Here is a 16,477-nt window from a genome sequence, read left to right as displayed (position 1 = left end):
AAAAAACCGTTTCAAATTTTACTCTGAAACGGTTTCTTTTTATATTAAAACTTCATTTTCTGTATTCTTACCGCGTTTAATATCGCTAATAATGCTACGCCAACATCGGCAAAAACAGCTTCCCACATTGTGGCTAATCCTCCGGCGCCAAGAATTAATACAAAAGCTTTTACAACAAAAGCAAGTGTAATATTCTGCCAGACAATCTTTTTGGTTTGTTTTCCAATATTGATTGCCATTGGAATTTTACTTGGTTTATCGTCCTGAATTACAACATCGGCGGTTTCGATTGTGGCGTCACTTCCTAATCCTCCCATTGCAATTCCAACGGTGCTTAAAGCGATAACGGGCGCATCATTTACACCATCGCCAACAAAAGCTACAGTTTCGTTTTTTGCTTTTATCTCGTTTAGTTTATCGACTTTACCTTCCGGAAGTAAATCTCCAAACGCATTTGTAATGCCTAATTTATTGGCAACAAACTGTACCACATTGGTTTTATCGCCACTTAGCATTGTTACTTTAACGCCCAAAGCTTTTAATTTATTTACAGCTTCTTGTGCATCTTCTTTAATTTCGTCTGCGATGGTCAAATATCCTGCAAATTTTTTATCGTATGCAATTGCAATCGTCGTATAAACAACTGAATTTGGATCAATATCATATTTAATATTGAATTTATCCAATAATTTGAAATTCCCAACATGCAATTCTTTCCCGTTAATTTCAGCTTTTAATCCATGTCCAGAGATTTCTTCGACATTTTTCAATTCGATCGAAGCATCAATTTTTCCAACATGATTATGAATCGCCGTTGCCACAGGATGTGTACTTTGGCTTTCGAGAACATTGACAAATTTTAAGATTTCTTCTTTATCGAATTCCTCGGCAATAATAACTTCCTGAACTTTAAAAACGCCTTCGGTCATTGTCCCGGTTTTGTCCATCACAACATTCTGAATCGTTGATATACTATCGAGAAAATTACTTCCTTTAAACAGGATTCCGTTTTTACTCGCAGCGCCAATTCCGCCAAAATAACCCAACGGAATACTAATAACCAAAGCACATGGACATGAAATTACCAGGAAAACCAAAGCTCTGTACAACCAATCGCTAAAGACGTAATTATCTACAAAAAGCCATGGTAATACACATATTGCAATCGCCAAATAAACGACAATTGGTGTATAAATCTTCGCAAATTTTCTAATAAATAACTCGGCTGGCGCTTTTTTAGTCGTGGCATTTTGTACCATTTCTAAGATCTTAGAAAGTTTACTATCGTTATAAGCCGTTGTTACTTTTACCAGCGCAATCGTGTTTCCGTTAATCATTCCCGCCAGAACAGTTTCTCCTTTTACCTTAGTATCAGGTTTACTTTCTCCGGTAAGTGCCGCCGTATTAAACGAAGCTGTATCTGATAATAATTTGCCATCTAATCCTAGTTTTTCTCCAGCTTTAAGCTGAATAATCGATCCTATTTTTGCATCGGCAGCTTTGACTTTTGTAGCAACATTATTTTCTAAAATATTTACCTCATCCGGACGTTGATCTAATAAGCTTTTGATATTTGATTTTGCCCGGCTAACTGCCAATCCCTGAAAGTTTTCTCCAATGGTATAAAACAACATTACGGCAACTCCTTCGGGAAATTCTCCAATTGCAAAAGCACCAATCGTTGCGATGCACATCAGGAAAAATTCCGAGAAAACATCACCTTTCATAATGCTTTCATACGCTTCTCTCAAAACAGGAACTCCAACTGGTAAATAGGCGATTACGTACCAAGCAATTCTAACATAACCTGTAAACCAGCTTTGCGGAAAATAATTGTCTAAGCCAATCCCAATAAGCAATAAAACAAATGAGATTATCGCTGGCAAAAACATTCGGAATAAACCGCTATCCGCATTATGTTCATGATCGTGTCCGTCTCCGTGATCATGTCCGTCATTTTCAGAGTGAACGGGTTCGTCATGTGAACAACAGCAAGTAGATTGTTTCGGTTTCTTTTTTATTATTTTTTCTTCTGTATGTATATGTTCCATAAAATGGGTTTCAAGTTTTATCTAAATAGCTTCTAAATTTACGGATTTTGTCTCAAATGTTTTTATGTTAGACTATTTTAATCTCGCAAAGACGCTAAGTCGCAAAGTTTTTTTAAATATTATATGTACTGAAATTAAAAATATTGTTTCAAGTTTCAGGTTCAAGGTTCAAAACTTGCGAACCTTGCGTAAATCTTAGCGAACTTAGCGGTTAAACCAACTTGAAACCTGAAACAAAGAAAAACCTGAAACTCTTCTAGTGCTCATGTTCTCCTCCGCCCTTCAATGCCGATAATAAATAGAACGCACCTTTTGTAACAATTTTAGCTTCAGGCGCAATTTTGTCCACAAACTTTACCTCTGTAAAACCAAGATCTGTTGTGCCCGGAATCACTTCAATTGCTTTAAAGTGGATTTCTTTTTCATGCGCTGTTCCCTTTTCTGTTGCCTTTTCCTCGTGTTTCTCTTCGTGATCTTCTTCCTGAACAAACACAAAATATTTATCTGCATTTCGAACAACCGCATCTTTTGGTAAAGCCGGAACCGTCGTATTTGTAATATTGATATTTGCCGAAACATACATTCCCGGAATTAATCCTTTGGCATCTGCCGGATCAATTTTGGCGTGAACAGCAACGGTTTTACTTTCATTAGAAAAAGATTTATTGATTCCGAATATCTTTCCTTTAATAGATTTATTCGACTGATTTGTCAGCACAAAATCAATAACTTGTCCAACCGAAATCGAACCTAAATCTTTCTCATAAACATTCAAATCAAGATGCATCTGTGTATTATCAACGACTTCAAACAATGTTACTCCGCTTTGTGCGAACGCTCCTTTTGCAATTTTTATATTTCCCACATAACCACTTATTGGCGCTACGATTGGCACTAACGAAGTACTGCCTTTTGTGCTCACATGCAAAGCGTCTAATTTGTTTTTTGCTGCTTGTGCTCTCGCTCTTTCTGCTGCCAGTTTTGATTTTACTTCCTGAAAAACTTTCCTCGGATTCACATTCTCGTCGCTCAACGTTTTCTGACGATTGTATTCTAATTGCAAATATTCGATATTGGCTGTAGCCGAATGATAATCTTCCTGCATTTCGATTACTTCAAGATTCTGAATCGTAGCCAAAACTTTGCCCTTGTTCACAAAAGTGCCTTCCAGAACAAAAATATCTTTTACAGTTCCTCCTATCAAAGTCGAAACTTCGGCAGAATTTTGCGGCGGAACCGTTGTATAACCGTTTGCTTTTATAATTTTGTTCAGGTTTCTGTTTTCGACAATTCCGGTTTCGATTCCAACGGTTTTATATTGAGATTCGTTTAGAGCGACTTCTGTTTGCGATTTCTCTTCTTCAGGAGCTTCTTCGGTTTTCTTTTCATTACAAGATGCAAAGAATATAACCGCAAGGCACGCAAGGAAAAAGCACAATGCACGCAAGGAAATTAAACTTTGCGAACTTTGCGAAAAATCCATTGCGCTCTTTGCGGTTAAGTTTTTAACTATATTTTTCATTTTAATTGTTTTTGATGGTTGGGAATTGAAGTTCAATAGCGCTTTGATTATAATTATGAGTCGCCTCTGTATATTGTTTTTTAATATCAATTGCCTGATTTAAAAAACTGATGTACGACCAATAACTCAAATCGCCATTGGCATAACTCTTTTGCGCCGTACTTATGATTTGATCGGCATATTGCGATCCTTCTTTTTGATAATAATCTAATGCTTTTTGCTGCTTTTTGAAGTTGTTTTCTAATTCTTGCTTTTGCAGATTCAGCGCTAATTTATTTTTATCTAAAGCCAATTGCGATTGCGAAATACTTATCGCCGAAGCCTGCGCCTTTGCAGTATTTACACCTCCAAACAACGGAATTTGCAATCCAGCCGTAAAACCCTGAAACAAAGATTCGGTATTAATGGTTTGCGCAAAATAACCCAAACCTAATTTAGGCGTTCGCATTGCTTTATACGTATTCGCTTCTTTTTGATATACCGAAATTTGTTGCTGATAATAATCCGTCATTAAACCTTCGACTTTCAAATTTCCTTCTTCTTTTACAATCGAATATTGCAAAGCTGTGTTTTCATCCGGAACAATATTTTGATCCGTTTCAACAAAAAACTGCAACTGTTTTTGGTAAATCGCCAAATCATATTCTAATTGTTCTTTTTGCGTTTCGATTTCTTTTACTTTCGCTTTAGCGCTAATAACTTCAATGTTTCCGCTTTCTCCGGTTTGAAATCGAAGTTCAGCATTCTTTAGAAATTTGGTATAAATATCATTTAATTCCGAGTTCAATTTCTGAATCGAAACTCCATACAAATACTGATAATACGCCAACGTAACTGCTTTTTCTAATTCGTAAGAAGACAAAGCTTTTCGTTTTTCCGCCAGTTTTACCAGTTCTTCCTGCAATTGTCTATTCGCTTTTGTAATATTCCCTATCGGAAAAAACTGCTGAATGGAAACATTATGATCAAAATCGGCACTATTAAATTGTCCGCCTTGATATTGTACCTGAAGCGGTTCCGGCTGAAATGCTGTCTTTTTTAGAACTGTTTGTCTTTCTATTTCTTTATCAGCAATTTTTAACTCGATGTTGTTTAATTTGGCAAGTTCTATTGCTTTTTCCAAGCTAATTTTTTCTTGTGCTTGCGATAACATTGCGGTTAATAGGAACGTGATTAACCAGAAAGTTTTATTGCCCAATTGGAACTTGTTTAACCGCAAAGCTCGCAAAGGAAGATTCGCAGAGTTCGCAAAGGGGTTTGTGTTTAAATTATATCTTGTGTCTTTCATCTTGTCTCTTTTTAATCTTCATTGCGTTCTTCGCGTAAATCCTCGCGCTCTTTGCGGTTAAACTTCTTCTCTAACAACAAATACAAAATCGGTAAAACGATTAATGTCAATAAAGTCGCTGAAACTAAACCTCCAATAACTACGGTTGCTAAAGGTTTCTGAACTTCTGCTCCTCCGCTTGTCGATAATGCCATTGGCAAAAAGCCTAAAGAAGCTACGGCTGCGGTCATTAAAACGGGACGTAATCTGGTTTTGGTTCCAATTAAAACTCTTTGCAGCGGATCTAGAATTCCTTCGGTTTTAAGCTGATTGAAATACGAAATCAATACAATTCCGTTTAAAACCGCGATTCCAAATAAGGCTATAAAACCAATTCCTGCCGAGATACTAAAAGGCATTCCGCGTAACCAAAGCGCAAAAACTCCCCCAATCGCCGATAACGGAATTGCTGTAAAAATTAATCCTGCCTGTTTGAAACTTTTAAAAGTGAAATAAAGCAATACCAATATCAATCCTAATGCAATTGGCAACGCAACCGAAAGTCGTTTTGTAGCTTCGATTAAATTCTCAAACTGACCGCCATACGTTACATAATAACCTGCCGGAAGTTTATAATTTTTATCCAGCTTTTGCTGAATTTCTTCGACAACACTTTTAATATCTCGTCCACGAACGTTTAATCCAACTGTGATTCTACGTTTTCCATCTTCGCGAACGACTTGCACCGGACCTTGCTCATAATCTACCGTCGCAACTTGCGAAAGCGGCACTTGCTGACCATTTGGCAACGGAATAAACAAATTGCTCACATCTGTAATATCAGCGCGATTGTTCTCATTCATTCGCACGACAACATCAAATCGTTTGCTTTCGTCATAGATTTTTCCGGCACTTTCTCCGGCAAACGACGAACGAATGATTCGGTTAATGTCTGAGATATTCAATCCGTATAATGCGATTTTATTGTAATCGTATTTAATCGTTATTTGCGGTAAACCCGTTACTTTATCGGCTTTTAAGTCACCAATTCCTTTGATGTTTTTTATTTTCGAAATTAACTCTGTTGCTTTTGTGTCCAGAATTTCCAGATCATCACCAAAAATTTTGATGGCAATATCGCTTCGGCTTCCGGTCATTAACTCGTTAAAACGCATTTGTATAGGTTGCGAAATCTCAATATTAGCGCCCGGAATTACTTCCATTTCTTCTTTCATTGCATTCGCCAGATCTTCCCAATTATGATATTTGCCTTTCCATTCTTTTTTGTCTTTCAAAACAATAATCAAATCACCACTTTCAATTGGCATTGGATCTGTCGGGATTTCACCGCTTCCTATTTTGGTTACGATGGTTTTAATCTCAGGGAATTTAGCTTTTAGAATCTGTTCGTATTTTGTAGTCGTTTCAACCATCTGCGTAAGCGAACTTCCGGTCATAATTGTAGCATTTATAGCCAAATCACCTTCTTCGATTGTTGGAATAAATTCTCCTCCCATATTATTAAAAACTACTAATCCAAACGCAAATAAACCAAGTGATATTCCTAAAACGATCTTTTTAAATTGCAGCGCTTTCTCTAGAAATGGCGTATAAATGGATTCTAGCCAAGCCATCATTCTATCACTGAAATTTTCTATGTGTTCTGTATTTTTAGATAAGAATAAAGCGCTCATCATTGGCACATAAGTCAGCGAAAGGATAAAAGCTCCAATAACGGCAAAACCAACGGTCATCGCCATAGGTCTGAACATTTTTCCTTCGGTTCCTATTAAAGCGAGAATTGGCAAGTAGACAATCAGAATGATGATTTCGCCAAAAGCGGCACTATTTCTAATTTTTGAAGCCGAATTATAGACTTCGGCATCCATTTCGCCTTGCGATAATTCTTTTTTGAGTTTGAGTTTTTGAAGATGATGCATTGTGGCTTCAACAATAATTACGGCTCCATCGACAATTATTCCAAAGTCGATTGCGCCCAAACTCATTAAATTTCCGCTTACGCCAAAGGCATTCATTAAAATAATAGCAAAAAGCATCGCTAGCGGAATCACTGAAGCTACGATTAAACCAGCGCGAAGATTCCCCAGAAATAAAATCAAGACAAAAATTACGATTAAAGCTCCTTCTAATAAGTTTTTTGTAACGGTTCCTATCGCATTATCAACTAATTTTCCTCGGTCGATAAAAGCTTCGGCAACAACACCTTCCGGCAAACTTTTATTAATCTGAATCATTCTCTCGTGGATTCTGTTGACTACAGCGCTTGAATTTTCACCTTTTAGCATCAAAACTAAACCCGAAACAATTTCGCCTTTACCGTCTTTTGTAGAAGCTCCGTAACGCAAGGCAACACCTTCTCTGACTTCGGCAACATCCCGAACTAAAACGGGCGAACCATTTCGGTTTTTAACCACGACATTTCCTAAATCTTTAGTGTCTTTTGCCATTCCAACGCCACGAATAAAATAAGCGTATTGATCTTTTTCGATATAAGCGCCTCCGGTATTTTGATTGTTTTTTTCTAAAGCCTCAAAAATTTCGGTAATCGTAACGCCCAAACTATTTAGTGTATTTGGGTTTACGGCGATTTCGTATTGTTTAAGTTTTCCGCCCCACGTACTTACATCGGCAACGCCTTTGACTCCTTGCAATTGCGGAATAATTATCCAATCCTGAATGGTTCTTAGTTTTACTGCATCGTATTTGTTTTCATAGCCTTTTTTGGCATAAACATCATATTGATAAATCTCGCCTAAACCTGTTGTAATTGGTGCTAATTCCGGCGAACCGGCATAAGCGGGAATATTTTCTTCGGCTTGTTTTAAACGTTGAAATATTTGTTCACGAGCCCAGTAAATATCAACATTGTCTTCAAAAACAACGGTTACAACTGATAATCCAAAACGAGAAATACTGCGGAGTTCTATAATATCCGGAACTGTTTTTACAGCTTGTTCCAGAGGATATGTTATTAATTGCTCCACTTCCTGACTTGCCAATGTTGGCGCCGTTGTAATAATCTGTACTTGATTATTGGTAATATCCGGCAAGGCGTCAAGTGGCAATTGTTTGAGCGAATAGCTTCCCCAAGCTATTAAAACAAGGGTAAATAATAGTATAACAAACTTGTTCTTTATACTAAACTGTATGATTTTATCTAACATTTTATTGGTATAATGATATGAGAAATGAGGCAAAGTTTTGCCTATTTGAATACTGTGGAAAATCCACAACTCTCTATCCCAAAGCCCATTTTATTGGGTTGGGCATCATTATGCTATTTGAGGGGGTTGCCAAATACTTCCGTAGAAATTGGAAGCAAAAACAGAATTATAACTTGGTAATTGAATCGAAATGATAGGATTTACTGCCTGAAAATCAAAAGTTGCAACGGTTTGATAACTTAAAACCTGCGCTCCACAGCAATTACAAGCACAAAACGGGGAACATAAATCATTGTCTTTATCGTGAGAATGATTTGCTTCTGATGAAAATTGGGCTGTTTTATGAACGGCGCTATCTACTTCCATATCTGCACAAGGCATATTTGAAAGCGCCATTAAATAAACTGACAATATAATTGTTATCCATTTCACGGTACAAAAATACTATTTATTTCTATTCAAAAACTTAAATAATTAAAAATGCTATTCCCGAAGAACAACAAATGCCTTACAAAACCGATTGATTTTTTTCGGTTTAAAAGTGTACTTTCTTGAAAAATATTGCAACTGGTAAGAAAATTTATTTAACTTTAACAATAATTAACATATAATCTAAAAACAAAATACCGCTCCAATTTTAATCCAATACATTGAAATACAAAAGATAAGAAGACTTTTTACATAAGAATACATTAGTACATATTTATTTTACGCAGTCCTATATTAATTAATTTTATAATACTACAAAATCAATGAAATGTAACACACTAATATCAGCCTTATTATTACTTTTTAGTATACAGATTTTTGGACAGGTTTACACCGATAAAATCGTTGGAGAAAAAAATCAAGTTCTAAAAGACAGTCTTAAAATCGAAAGTTATCCATATGCTTTACCAATTTGGGGAGAAAAAGTGGCTCAAAAAGGATACAATCTGCCTTATTCTGCCGGACTTTCTGTAAATTATTTTTGGCAGGATTCTGAGATTACGATCAAGGATCTTGAAGTTGGTTTTAACAATGGTCCTTTATATAATTTAGATGAAATTGTTCGTTTTGATAAATCTTCTGTAGAGGCAAGTTCTGTTACTATCAGACCTGATATTTGGTTATTGCCTTTTTTAAATATTTATGGAATTTTTGGAAAAGCTTCTACTTCGACCAAAATAAATGCAGGTATATGGGTTCCAGACGCTGATAACAACTGGTCGCAAGTTGCCAGTTTTAGTACAAAAGCAGATTTTAACGCTACTACATTTGGATTTGGTATGACGCCTACAATTGGTATTGGCGGTGGCTGGCTGGCTCTTGACATGAACATGGCATGGACGGATATAAGTTCTCTTGATAAACCAGCGTTCTCTTATATTTTTGGACCTCGATTGGGTAAAACTTTTAAATTTCATAAGCAAGATCAAAATATTGCTTTTTGGGTTGGTGCTTTTAGAGTACATATTTCAGGAGATACCAACGGAAACATTGATATGTCTGATATATTTGATCTAAGTACTGCGCAACAAAAAGTGGATGATGGATTGGCAAAAGTCTCTGATAATCAAACCAAAGTCAATACTTGGTGGGATGGATTGACGCCTGCGCAACAAGCAAATCCAATAAATGTTGCAAAACACAATACTGCAAACCGAGCGCTAGAAAAAGCTGGAACCTTCTTAACAACTTTAGACGGAGCCTTGAGTACTGCCGGCGATTCATCAGTACAATATTCGCTTCAGAAAGCGCCAAAAGATATGTGGAACTTTCTAATAGGAACTCAGTTTCAATACAATAAACATGTTATGTTCCGTGCCGAAGTTGGATTTTTAGGCAGTCGTACACAAGTTTTAGGTGGTCTTCAATATCGTTTTGGACTTTAACCCAATTATATGAAAAAAGGTTTATTATTGCTTTTTGCACTGCTTTGCTTTGCTCCTGCTCATTCGCAAGTTTTAATTTCCTTGATTTTTGGAGATAAACTGAATTCGCCATTTCTGGAATTTGGTTTAGAAGGCGGAATTAATCTCTCCACGATTTCTGGTTTGGATACTTCAGGGACAGAACCTGGATTTAATCTTGGTTTTTATTTTGATATTCGATCGCATAAAAATCCCTCATGGATGATTAATACTGGCGTTATCGTAAAATCGCCAATGGGAGCGCATGGATTGCCTGTGTATTCACTAGACGATGTAAATCTGGATAATACGTTTGCCAACGGAAGTGTAAATCGTGAATTACGCTATTTTAATGTGCCTATTTTAATAAAGTACCAATTCAAAAACGGAATTTACTTTAAAACAGGACCTCAATTTGGTTTATTAGCCAAAGCTTTTGATGAATTCAAACAAGAATATGATAAAGATGATGTGATTTATAAAAAGAATATCCGAGATCAAATTCGTGTTATTGACGCCGGAGTTGCTCTGGGCGCGGGTTATCATATGAATGTTGGAAACGGATTGAATTTTACCGTTCAATATTACTACGGATTGGTTCCTGTAATGAAAGGCGACGGTCCAAATGTTTACAACAGATCTTTGTACATAACAGCAGGAATCCCAATTGGAAGAGGAAAAGCAGCACAAAAAAGAGCTGAAAAAGAAGCTGAACTCAACAAGATTGTACTTCCTTCAGACGAAGCGCCTCAGCTCAAAAAGTAATTTTTGACCCGTTGAGTTTAATTACTCATTCTATTTCCTTCCGCTTGATGTATAAAAAATTAAACACATAGAAACATAGATTTTATGTGTGCAAAAAGGAGATAATAAAAGAAATATATTTCTTTCACATAGATAGTGCTATGTGTATTTAAATTAAGTGAAACGCCTTTTTTTAAGTAAATAAAAGCTATGTTTCTATGTGTTAAAACAATTATACTTAATCAATTTTATTTTTAAGTATTGATTGAAGTAATAAATGCTAATAATTCTTCATTATCTAAGATAAAATCAGGAGAAGTTTTTTCGATTGCATTATTCGGCATAAAAGGCATATCTGCAGCAAGAGGATTCTGAACTACAATAGTTCCTCCCGAAGCTTTAATTCTCTTTAAACCATAAGTTCCGTCAGTATTTGAACCTGATAATAAAATTCCAACTAAAGTTTCTTTATAAACTTCTGCCGCAGATTCAAACGAAACATCTATACTTGGTCGACTATAGTTTACTTTCTCTGAAGTATCCAGAGAAAGTGTTTCGTTATTTTCGAATAATAAATGATAATTTGAGGGCGCGATATAAATAAATCCGGGTAAAAGCGGCACTTTATCTTCAACAGGTTTTACGGTAACTTTTGCTTTCAAAGCGATAAGATCTTCCAATGTTTGATCGTCAGTACTTTTTCTGTGAACTACAATTACAATCGCAAAATCATTTAGTTGGTACAATTCCGGCAAGATTTGCATCAAAGCATTCAAACTTCCTGCAGATCCACCTATAATTACAACTTTACAGCCTGATATTATTTTACTTTCCTCCATATTTTCTCTTTGTCCAGCTGTTTGTATTTGCCCAAATCAATCGAATACTTAATCGTTTCCTTTGTTCCAAGCGCTAAAAATCCTAAAACAGCCAAACTTTCATCGAATAAATTAATAACTCTTTTTTGAAGATCATTATCAAAATAAATCAAAACATTTCGGCATAAAATCATATCAAATTCATTGAATGAAGTATCTGAAACCAAATTATGTTGTGAGAAAACCATTTTTTCCGCCAGTTCTTCATTAAACTTAGCAATACCATAATTGGCAATATAATAGTTCGAAAAGTCTTCTTGTCCGCCCGCAGTACGATAATTCTCTGAGTATTCTTTCATCATTCGCAAAGGGAAAATACCTTTTTTGGCCGTTTCTAAAACCGTTGCATTTATATCAGTTGCATAAAGTAACGATTTATGAAGTAAACCGGCTTCTTTAAGCATAATTGCCATCGAATATACTTCTTCGCCTGTAGAACAGCCTGCATGCCATAATCGGATAAAGGGTTTTGTTCCTAATAAAGGTAAAATTTCATTGCGCACAACAGCATAAAAACCAGGATCACGAAACATTTCTGTTACATTGACCGTGATTTCATCAACCATTCTTTTATAATATTCAGGATCTGAACGAACTTTCGAGAGAAATTCATGAAAATGCTTAAAGCCATCTAACTGAATTACTCGGGTAACACGCCTTTTTAATGAAGCTCTGGAATAGCTTCCAAAGTCAAAACCATAATATTCGTAAACATCATTAATAAGCGTTTCTAATTCGATATCCTCAATCATAATTCATTCAAATTTTACCCAAAATAAGCAGTAATTTATCTACATCAACGGGTTTCGAAATGTATTCATCTGCTCCCGCCTCCAAACATTTTTCTTTATCGCCTACCATCGCCTGAGCGGTTACTGCAACTACAAAAGTTGATTCTCTTGACGGAATCTTTTTTATTAACGGAATGGCTTCATAACCATCCATTTCCGGCATCATCATATCGATTAAAACACCATCTATGATTTCATCAGATTCTAATAATTTCAAAGCTTCCTCAGCACTTAAACAAGACAAACAATCGAATGATTTTGCACGTAAAGTGTTTTCTAAAGCAAAAATATTTCTAGAATCATCATCAATAATTAAGAGTCTTTTTTTATTCATTTTCGTCTTCTTTTTAAAGTTTTTTTGTCACGGTTTTTTGCCACGAATTGTACAAATTTTCACTAATTCCAGATAAATAAATTAAATAATCAATTTGTGCAATTCACAACAAAATTCTTTCTTCTATAATCTATAATCTTGCTTCTTGCTTCTTGCTTCTATAATCTTTCCTCTACAATAAAACTCTCTTAAATCTTATCATAAAGCCAAACTCGCAATAGCGACAACAACTGATCAATATCAACAGGTTTTGTAATATAATCCGAAGCTCCAGCTTTGATACATTTTTCTCTGTCACCCGTCATCGCTTTTGCCGTAACAGCAATTACAGGCAGATTTAAGAATTTCGGCATCGTTCTTATTTTTTCCGCCGTTTCATAACCGTCCATATTTGGCATCATCATATCAAGCAAAACAACATCAGTATCAGTATGTTCGCCTAATATTTTAATTGCTTCTTTACCATCAAAAGCCGTGATAACATTCATTTTGAATACTTCCAGCGCTTTTGTCAGCGAATAAATATTACGAACATCATCGTCTACAATCAACACTTTTTTCTCGTGTAGAATATTGTTTAGTAAATTTAGCTTTTTATAACTTTCCTTTTTGTCTTTTACGTCTTTTTTATCTTCGACTAAATGAAGGAAAAGTGAAACTTCGTCAAGCATTCTTTGGTACGAATGTGCGGTTTTTACGATAATAGAATCCGCATATTTCTTAATTTTAACCTCTTCTTTCAGCGATAAACTTTTTCCTGTAAATACAATTACTGGAAGATTCTCTAATCCAGGACTTTTCTTTACGCCATCCAGAATCTCATAAGCATGTTTATCCGGAATTCCCATATCGAGAATCACGCAATCAATTTCAGTTTTATTTAAAGCTTCTAAACCTTGAGAAACCTCGCTTTTAATCTCCGAATTAATATTATAGGTTTCTAAGAAAAAAGCCAATGCTTTTGCATGTTTTGGATTGTCTTCGATAATCAAAACCTTTTGAGCTTCTTTACTTATGATATGTTCGATTCTCAAAAACACATCCGGAATTTTGTCAAAAGCAACCGGTTTGTCTAAGAAATCTACCGCGCCTTTTAGCAAACTTTCTTGTTTCAATTTATGCGAAGACATAATATGAACCGGAATATGTTTGGTTTGTGCATGATTTTTTAATTCTTCCAGAACTTCCCAACCACTTTTTATTGGTAATTCTATATCCAATAAAACGCCAACAGGTCTATAAAGTAAGGTAAAATTCAAAGCATAATCGCCTCGTACGGAAACAACTCCTTTATATCCTTTTTTTCTGGTGAAAGCCAAAAGTGATTTTGCAAAATTGATATCATCCTCAACAATCAAAATAACCTTATCGCCGGATTTAATAGTATCCCTGTCGTCTTCAATTTCATCAGGAATCGTAGCGCTTAAATACTTATTTTTAGTTGTAGGTTTTTCTTCAGCTTCAACTTCAGTAAATTCCGTTGGAGGAATTTTATCGACATTAATTTTAGTAATCGCAGATCCAAACACCGGAAGACACAATGTAAACGTACTTCCTTCTTTGACTTTACTGTGCAGAATAATTTCGCCTCTAAGCAGTTTTGCCAATTCTCTACTAATTGATAATCCTAAACCAGTTCCGCCATATTTACGTTTTGTAGAACCATCCGCTTGTTGAAAAGCTTCGAAAACCAAAGGCAGTTTATCTAACGGAATTCCAATTCCGGTATCTTTTACAATAAAGCAAATGATTTTATCGTCGTCAGTATTGATTTTTATTTCTAAACTTACCGTTCCTTTTTCTGTGAATTTAATCGCATTCGAAATCAGGTTTTTCAAAATTTGTTCCAAACGCATTTTGTCTGTTTTGATAACAATTGGTGCGTCTTTAGAAATAATTTCGAATATAATTCCTTTTTCTTTTGCCACTTGATTGAACAAATTCCACAAATTATCCGTGATTTCTTTTGTAGAAACGTCAAGGAATTCAAGCTCCATTTTTCCGGCTTCAATTTTAGATAAATCCAAAATTTCATCGATTAAGCCCAATAAACTGTTTCCGGAACTCTGAATCACTTTTGCAAATTCAATTTCCTCAGCAACCATGCTTTTGTTATTATTTTCAGAAAGTAAACGGCTCAAAAGCAAAATCGAATTCAAAGGCGTTCTTAATTCATGTGACATATTCGCCAAAAACTCTGATTTATAACGTGTCGTAAGTTCCAAAGCTTCTGATTTCTTCTGAATTTCATTGTTTTTTTCTTCTAATAAAACACTTCTTTCAGATAACTCTTCATTCGTTTGCTCCAACTCTTCCTGTTGCACTCTCAGTTCTTCTTCAGAAGCCTGAAGTTTCTCCGTTTGCGCTTCCAATTCGGCGTTAATAGCTTCCAATTCACTGTGTTGTTGCTGAAGTTCCTCAGATTGAGATTTGGTTTCTTCCAACAATTCCATCACTCTTTTTCTGTTTTGAGTCGATTTAATCGCGATTCCTATATTGTTCGAAACCGTTTTTAAAAACTCCAAATGCAAGTCCGAAAAACCATAAATACTTGCCAATTCAAGTGCGCCTTCGATTCTGTTATCAATCAACGGAACAGCAACAATATGTGTTGGTTTTATTTGCCCCAAAGCATAATTTATCTGAATATCATCCGGAGATAAAGTCTTTAATTCTAATATTTTTCCGGAAGTAATCGCCTGACCAATTAATCCTTCGCCTTTTCGAATACGTTCTCTGTTTTTACTTGGAATATAACTGTATCCGCCCGAAACAAAAAGCTCGTTATCCTCCAAAATATACAAAACTCCCGCGCTGCTATTGGTATATTGACATACAAATTCAATAACGTCTTTTGATAATTTTTGAAGGGTTTTATCGCCCAACATTACATTATTAAGACTCGCAATACCACTTTGAAGCCATTCTTTTTGAGACAATAAATCGAAAGAGCTTTTTAGCGAAACTCCCATATTATTCAGTGATTCACCAACGCTTCCCAAAGCATCAGATTTAGTATCGTCTACGCGAATGTCATAATTTCCACTCGAAATATTACTGGCAATGCTACTAATTACCTCGATTCTCTCTTCGGTTTCGCGATCTTTTTTCTCTAATTCGCTTTGAAGTAAAGCACGTTCATTAAAATCTTTTAAAATACGCATCAAGAAAACAATCGAAATCAAAAACGCAATAATAAACGCAACAATAATTAAAGCGATACTATACGTTCCGTAACGTTCAGAATTTTCGTTTCTTTCTTTTAAAAGGTTTTGTTCTGTATTTTCAATTCTTTTAATGTTCGCACGCAAATCATTCATCATATTTCTCCCTTCATTGAGATCAAACACAACGTTGTCCTTGCCCAATCGCTTTTTGACGATTTGATTATTCAAGTATTTAAAGAAGCTGGCACGAAGTTCTTTTAGCTCTTTTAGTTCCTTTTGCTGCGACTCATTATCAACAGTAAGCTCTGTTACTTTTTCGAAATAACCATTAGATTTTATTTCAGCATCATTGTATCTTTCTACAAATTGCTCGTCTCCGGTTATTAAATAACCACGCATACTTGTTTGAGCCTCAGTTATAATCGCAGAACCTTCGTTCAGATTATAAATCACTTCCTGAGTATGGTTTACCCAAAAATTACTGCTTAATAAGCTTTTTATGCTCAAAAAAGAAGCCGTCGAACTGATCATCAAAACCAGTAATGAAACGAATGAGCTTATTAATAAATTCCTTTTAAAATTACTCTTCATATATTTTTTGTTTCAGGTGTTCTTTGTTTTTGGTATTTTGTTTCAGGTTTTCTTT

The 16,477-nt window shown here is 35.4% G+C and carries 11 protein-coding genes; 2 read left to right on the top strand and 9 right to left on the bottom strand.

Features of this window, described 5'->3' with window-relative positions:
* Positions 1-44: 44 nt before the first annotated feature.
* The 5 genes from CLU81_RS22910 to CLU81_RS22890 all read right to left on the bottom strand — a co-directional run bounded on the left by CLU81_RS22910 (position 45) and on the right by CLU81_RS22890 (position 8,457).
* A complete protein-coding gene (locus CLU81_RS22910; RefSeq protein ID WP_099711939.1) occupies positions 45-2,051 on the bottom strand; it encodes a heavy metal translocating P-type ATPase in 2,007 nt (668 codons plus the stop codon).
* 256 nt (positions 2,052-2,307) lie between these two features.
* Positions 2,308-3,573 carry an efflux RND transporter periplasmic adaptor subunit gene (locus CLU81_RS22905; protein WP_099711938.1) on the bottom strand — a complete coding sequence of 422 codons (1,266 nt, stop codon included), beginning with the start codon at positions 3,571-3,573 and terminating at the stop codon, positions 2,308-2,310.
* Position 3,574: 1 nt separating this feature from the next.
* Positions 3,575-4,696, bottom strand: a complete 1,122-nt coding sequence (locus CLU81_RS22900) for a TolC family protein (protein ID WP_233209750.1) — start codon at positions 4,694-4,696, stop codon at positions 3,575-3,577.
* 176 nt (positions 4,697-4,872) lie between these two features.
* Positions 4,873-8,025, bottom strand: coding sequence for an efflux RND transporter permease subunit (locus CLU81_RS22895; RefSeq protein WP_099711936.1), 3,153 nt, complete (start codon positions 8,023-8,025; stop codon positions 4,873-4,875).
* Between the two features lie 108 nt (positions 8,026-8,133).
* On the bottom strand, positions 8,134-8,457 hold the full coding sequence (locus CLU81_RS22890; protein ID WP_233209749.1) for a DUF6660 family protein: 324 nt from the start codon (positions 8,455-8,457) through the stop codon (positions 8,134-8,136).
* 320 nt (positions 8,458-8,777) lie between these two features.
* On the opposite strand from CLU81_RS22890, the gene CLU81_RS22885 reads away from it, so the two are divergent.
* Positions 8,778-9,899: a hypothetical protein gene (locus CLU81_RS22885; RefSeq protein ID WP_099711935.1), complete on the top strand. Its 1,122-nt coding sequence runs from the start codon at positions 8,778-8,780 to the stop codon at positions 9,897-9,899.
* A gap of 9 nt (positions 9,900-9,908) precedes the next feature.
* On the top strand, positions 9,909-10,682 hold the full coding sequence (locus tag CLU81_RS22880) for a porin family protein (RefSeq protein WP_099711934.1): 774 nt from the start codon (positions 9,909-9,911) through the stop codon (positions 10,680-10,682).
* A gap of 233 nt (positions 10,683-10,915) precedes the next feature.
* Here CLU81_RS22880 and CLU81_RS22875 read toward each other — a convergent pair whose 3' ends face one another.
* The 4 genes from CLU81_RS22875 to CLU81_RS22860 all read right to left on the bottom strand — a co-directional run bounded on the left by CLU81_RS22875 (position 10,916) and on the right by CLU81_RS22860 (position 16,422).
* Positions 10,916-11,500 carry a chemotaxis protein CheB gene (locus CLU81_RS22875; RefSeq protein WP_099712842.1) on the bottom strand — a complete coding sequence of 195 codons (585 nt, stop codon included), beginning with the start codon at positions 11,498-11,500 and terminating at the stop codon, positions 10,916-10,918.
* Positions 11,482-12,291: a protein-glutamate O-methyltransferase CheR gene (locus CLU81_RS22870; RefSeq protein ID WP_099711933.1), complete on the bottom strand. Its 810-nt coding sequence runs from the start codon at positions 12,289-12,291 to the stop codon at positions 11,482-11,484. The genes CLU81_RS22875 and CLU81_RS22870 overlap by 19 nt, the downstream gene beginning before the upstream one ends.
* Positions 12,292-12,298: 7 nt before the next feature.
* Positions 12,299-12,664 carry a response regulator gene (locus CLU81_RS22865; protein ID WP_099711932.1) on the bottom strand — a complete coding sequence of 122 codons (366 nt, stop codon included), beginning with the start codon at positions 12,662-12,664 and terminating at the stop codon, positions 12,299-12,301.
* Positions 12,665-12,852: 188 nt separating this feature from the next.
* Positions 12,853-16,422, bottom strand: coding sequence for a response regulator (locus CLU81_RS22860; RefSeq protein ID WP_099711931.1), 3,570 nt, complete (start codon positions 16,420-16,422; stop codon positions 12,853-12,855).
* Positions 16,423-16,477 lie beyond the last annotated feature (55 nt).

The sequence above is a fragment of the Flavobacterium sp. 9 genome, assembly GCF_002754195.1.
Taxonomy (GTDB): Bacteria; Bacteroidota; Bacteroidia; order Flavobacteriales; family Flavobacteriaceae; genus Flavobacterium.
The sequence above is the reverse complement of the archived record's forward strand: the minus strand, read 5'-3'. Positions and strand labels throughout refer to the sequence as shown.

Excerpts from the sequence above, each read along its gene's own strand:
- CLU81_RS22910 (WP_099711939.1), bottom strand. The coding sequence starts at position 2,051 with ATGGAACATATACATACAGAAGAAAAAATAATAAAAAAGAAACCGAAA.
- CLU81_RS22905 (WP_099711938.1), bottom strand. The coding sequence starts at position 3,573 with ATGAAAAATATAGTTAAAAACTTAACCGCAAAGAGCGCAATGGATTTT.
- CLU81_RS22895 (WP_099711936.1), bottom strand. The coding sequence starts at position 8,025 with ATGTTAGATAAAATCATACAGTTTAGTATAAAGAACAAGTTTGTTATA.
- CLU81_RS22885 (WP_099711935.1), top strand. The coding sequence starts at position 8,778 with ATGAAATGTAACACACTAATATCAGCCTTATTATTACTTTTTAGTATA.
- CLU81_RS22880 (WP_099711934.1), top strand. The coding sequence starts at position 9,909 with ATGAAAAAAGGTTTATTATTGCTTTTTGCACTGCTTTGCTTTGCTCCT.
- CLU81_RS22875 (WP_099712842.1), bottom strand. The coding sequence starts at position 11,500 with ATGGAGGAAAGTAAAATAATATCAGGCTGTAAAGTTGTAATTATAGGT.
- CLU81_RS22870 (WP_099711933.1), bottom strand. The coding sequence starts at position 12,291 with ATGATTGAGGATATCGAATTAGAAACGCTTATTAATGATGTTTACGAA.
- CLU81_RS22865 (WP_099711932.1), bottom strand. The coding sequence starts at position 12,664 with ATGAATAAAAAAAGACTCTTAATTATTGATGATGATTCTAGAAATATT.
- CLU81_RS22860 (WP_099711931.1), bottom strand. The coding sequence starts at position 16,422 with ATGAAGAGTAATTTTAAAAGGAATTTATTAATAAGCTCATTCGTTTCA.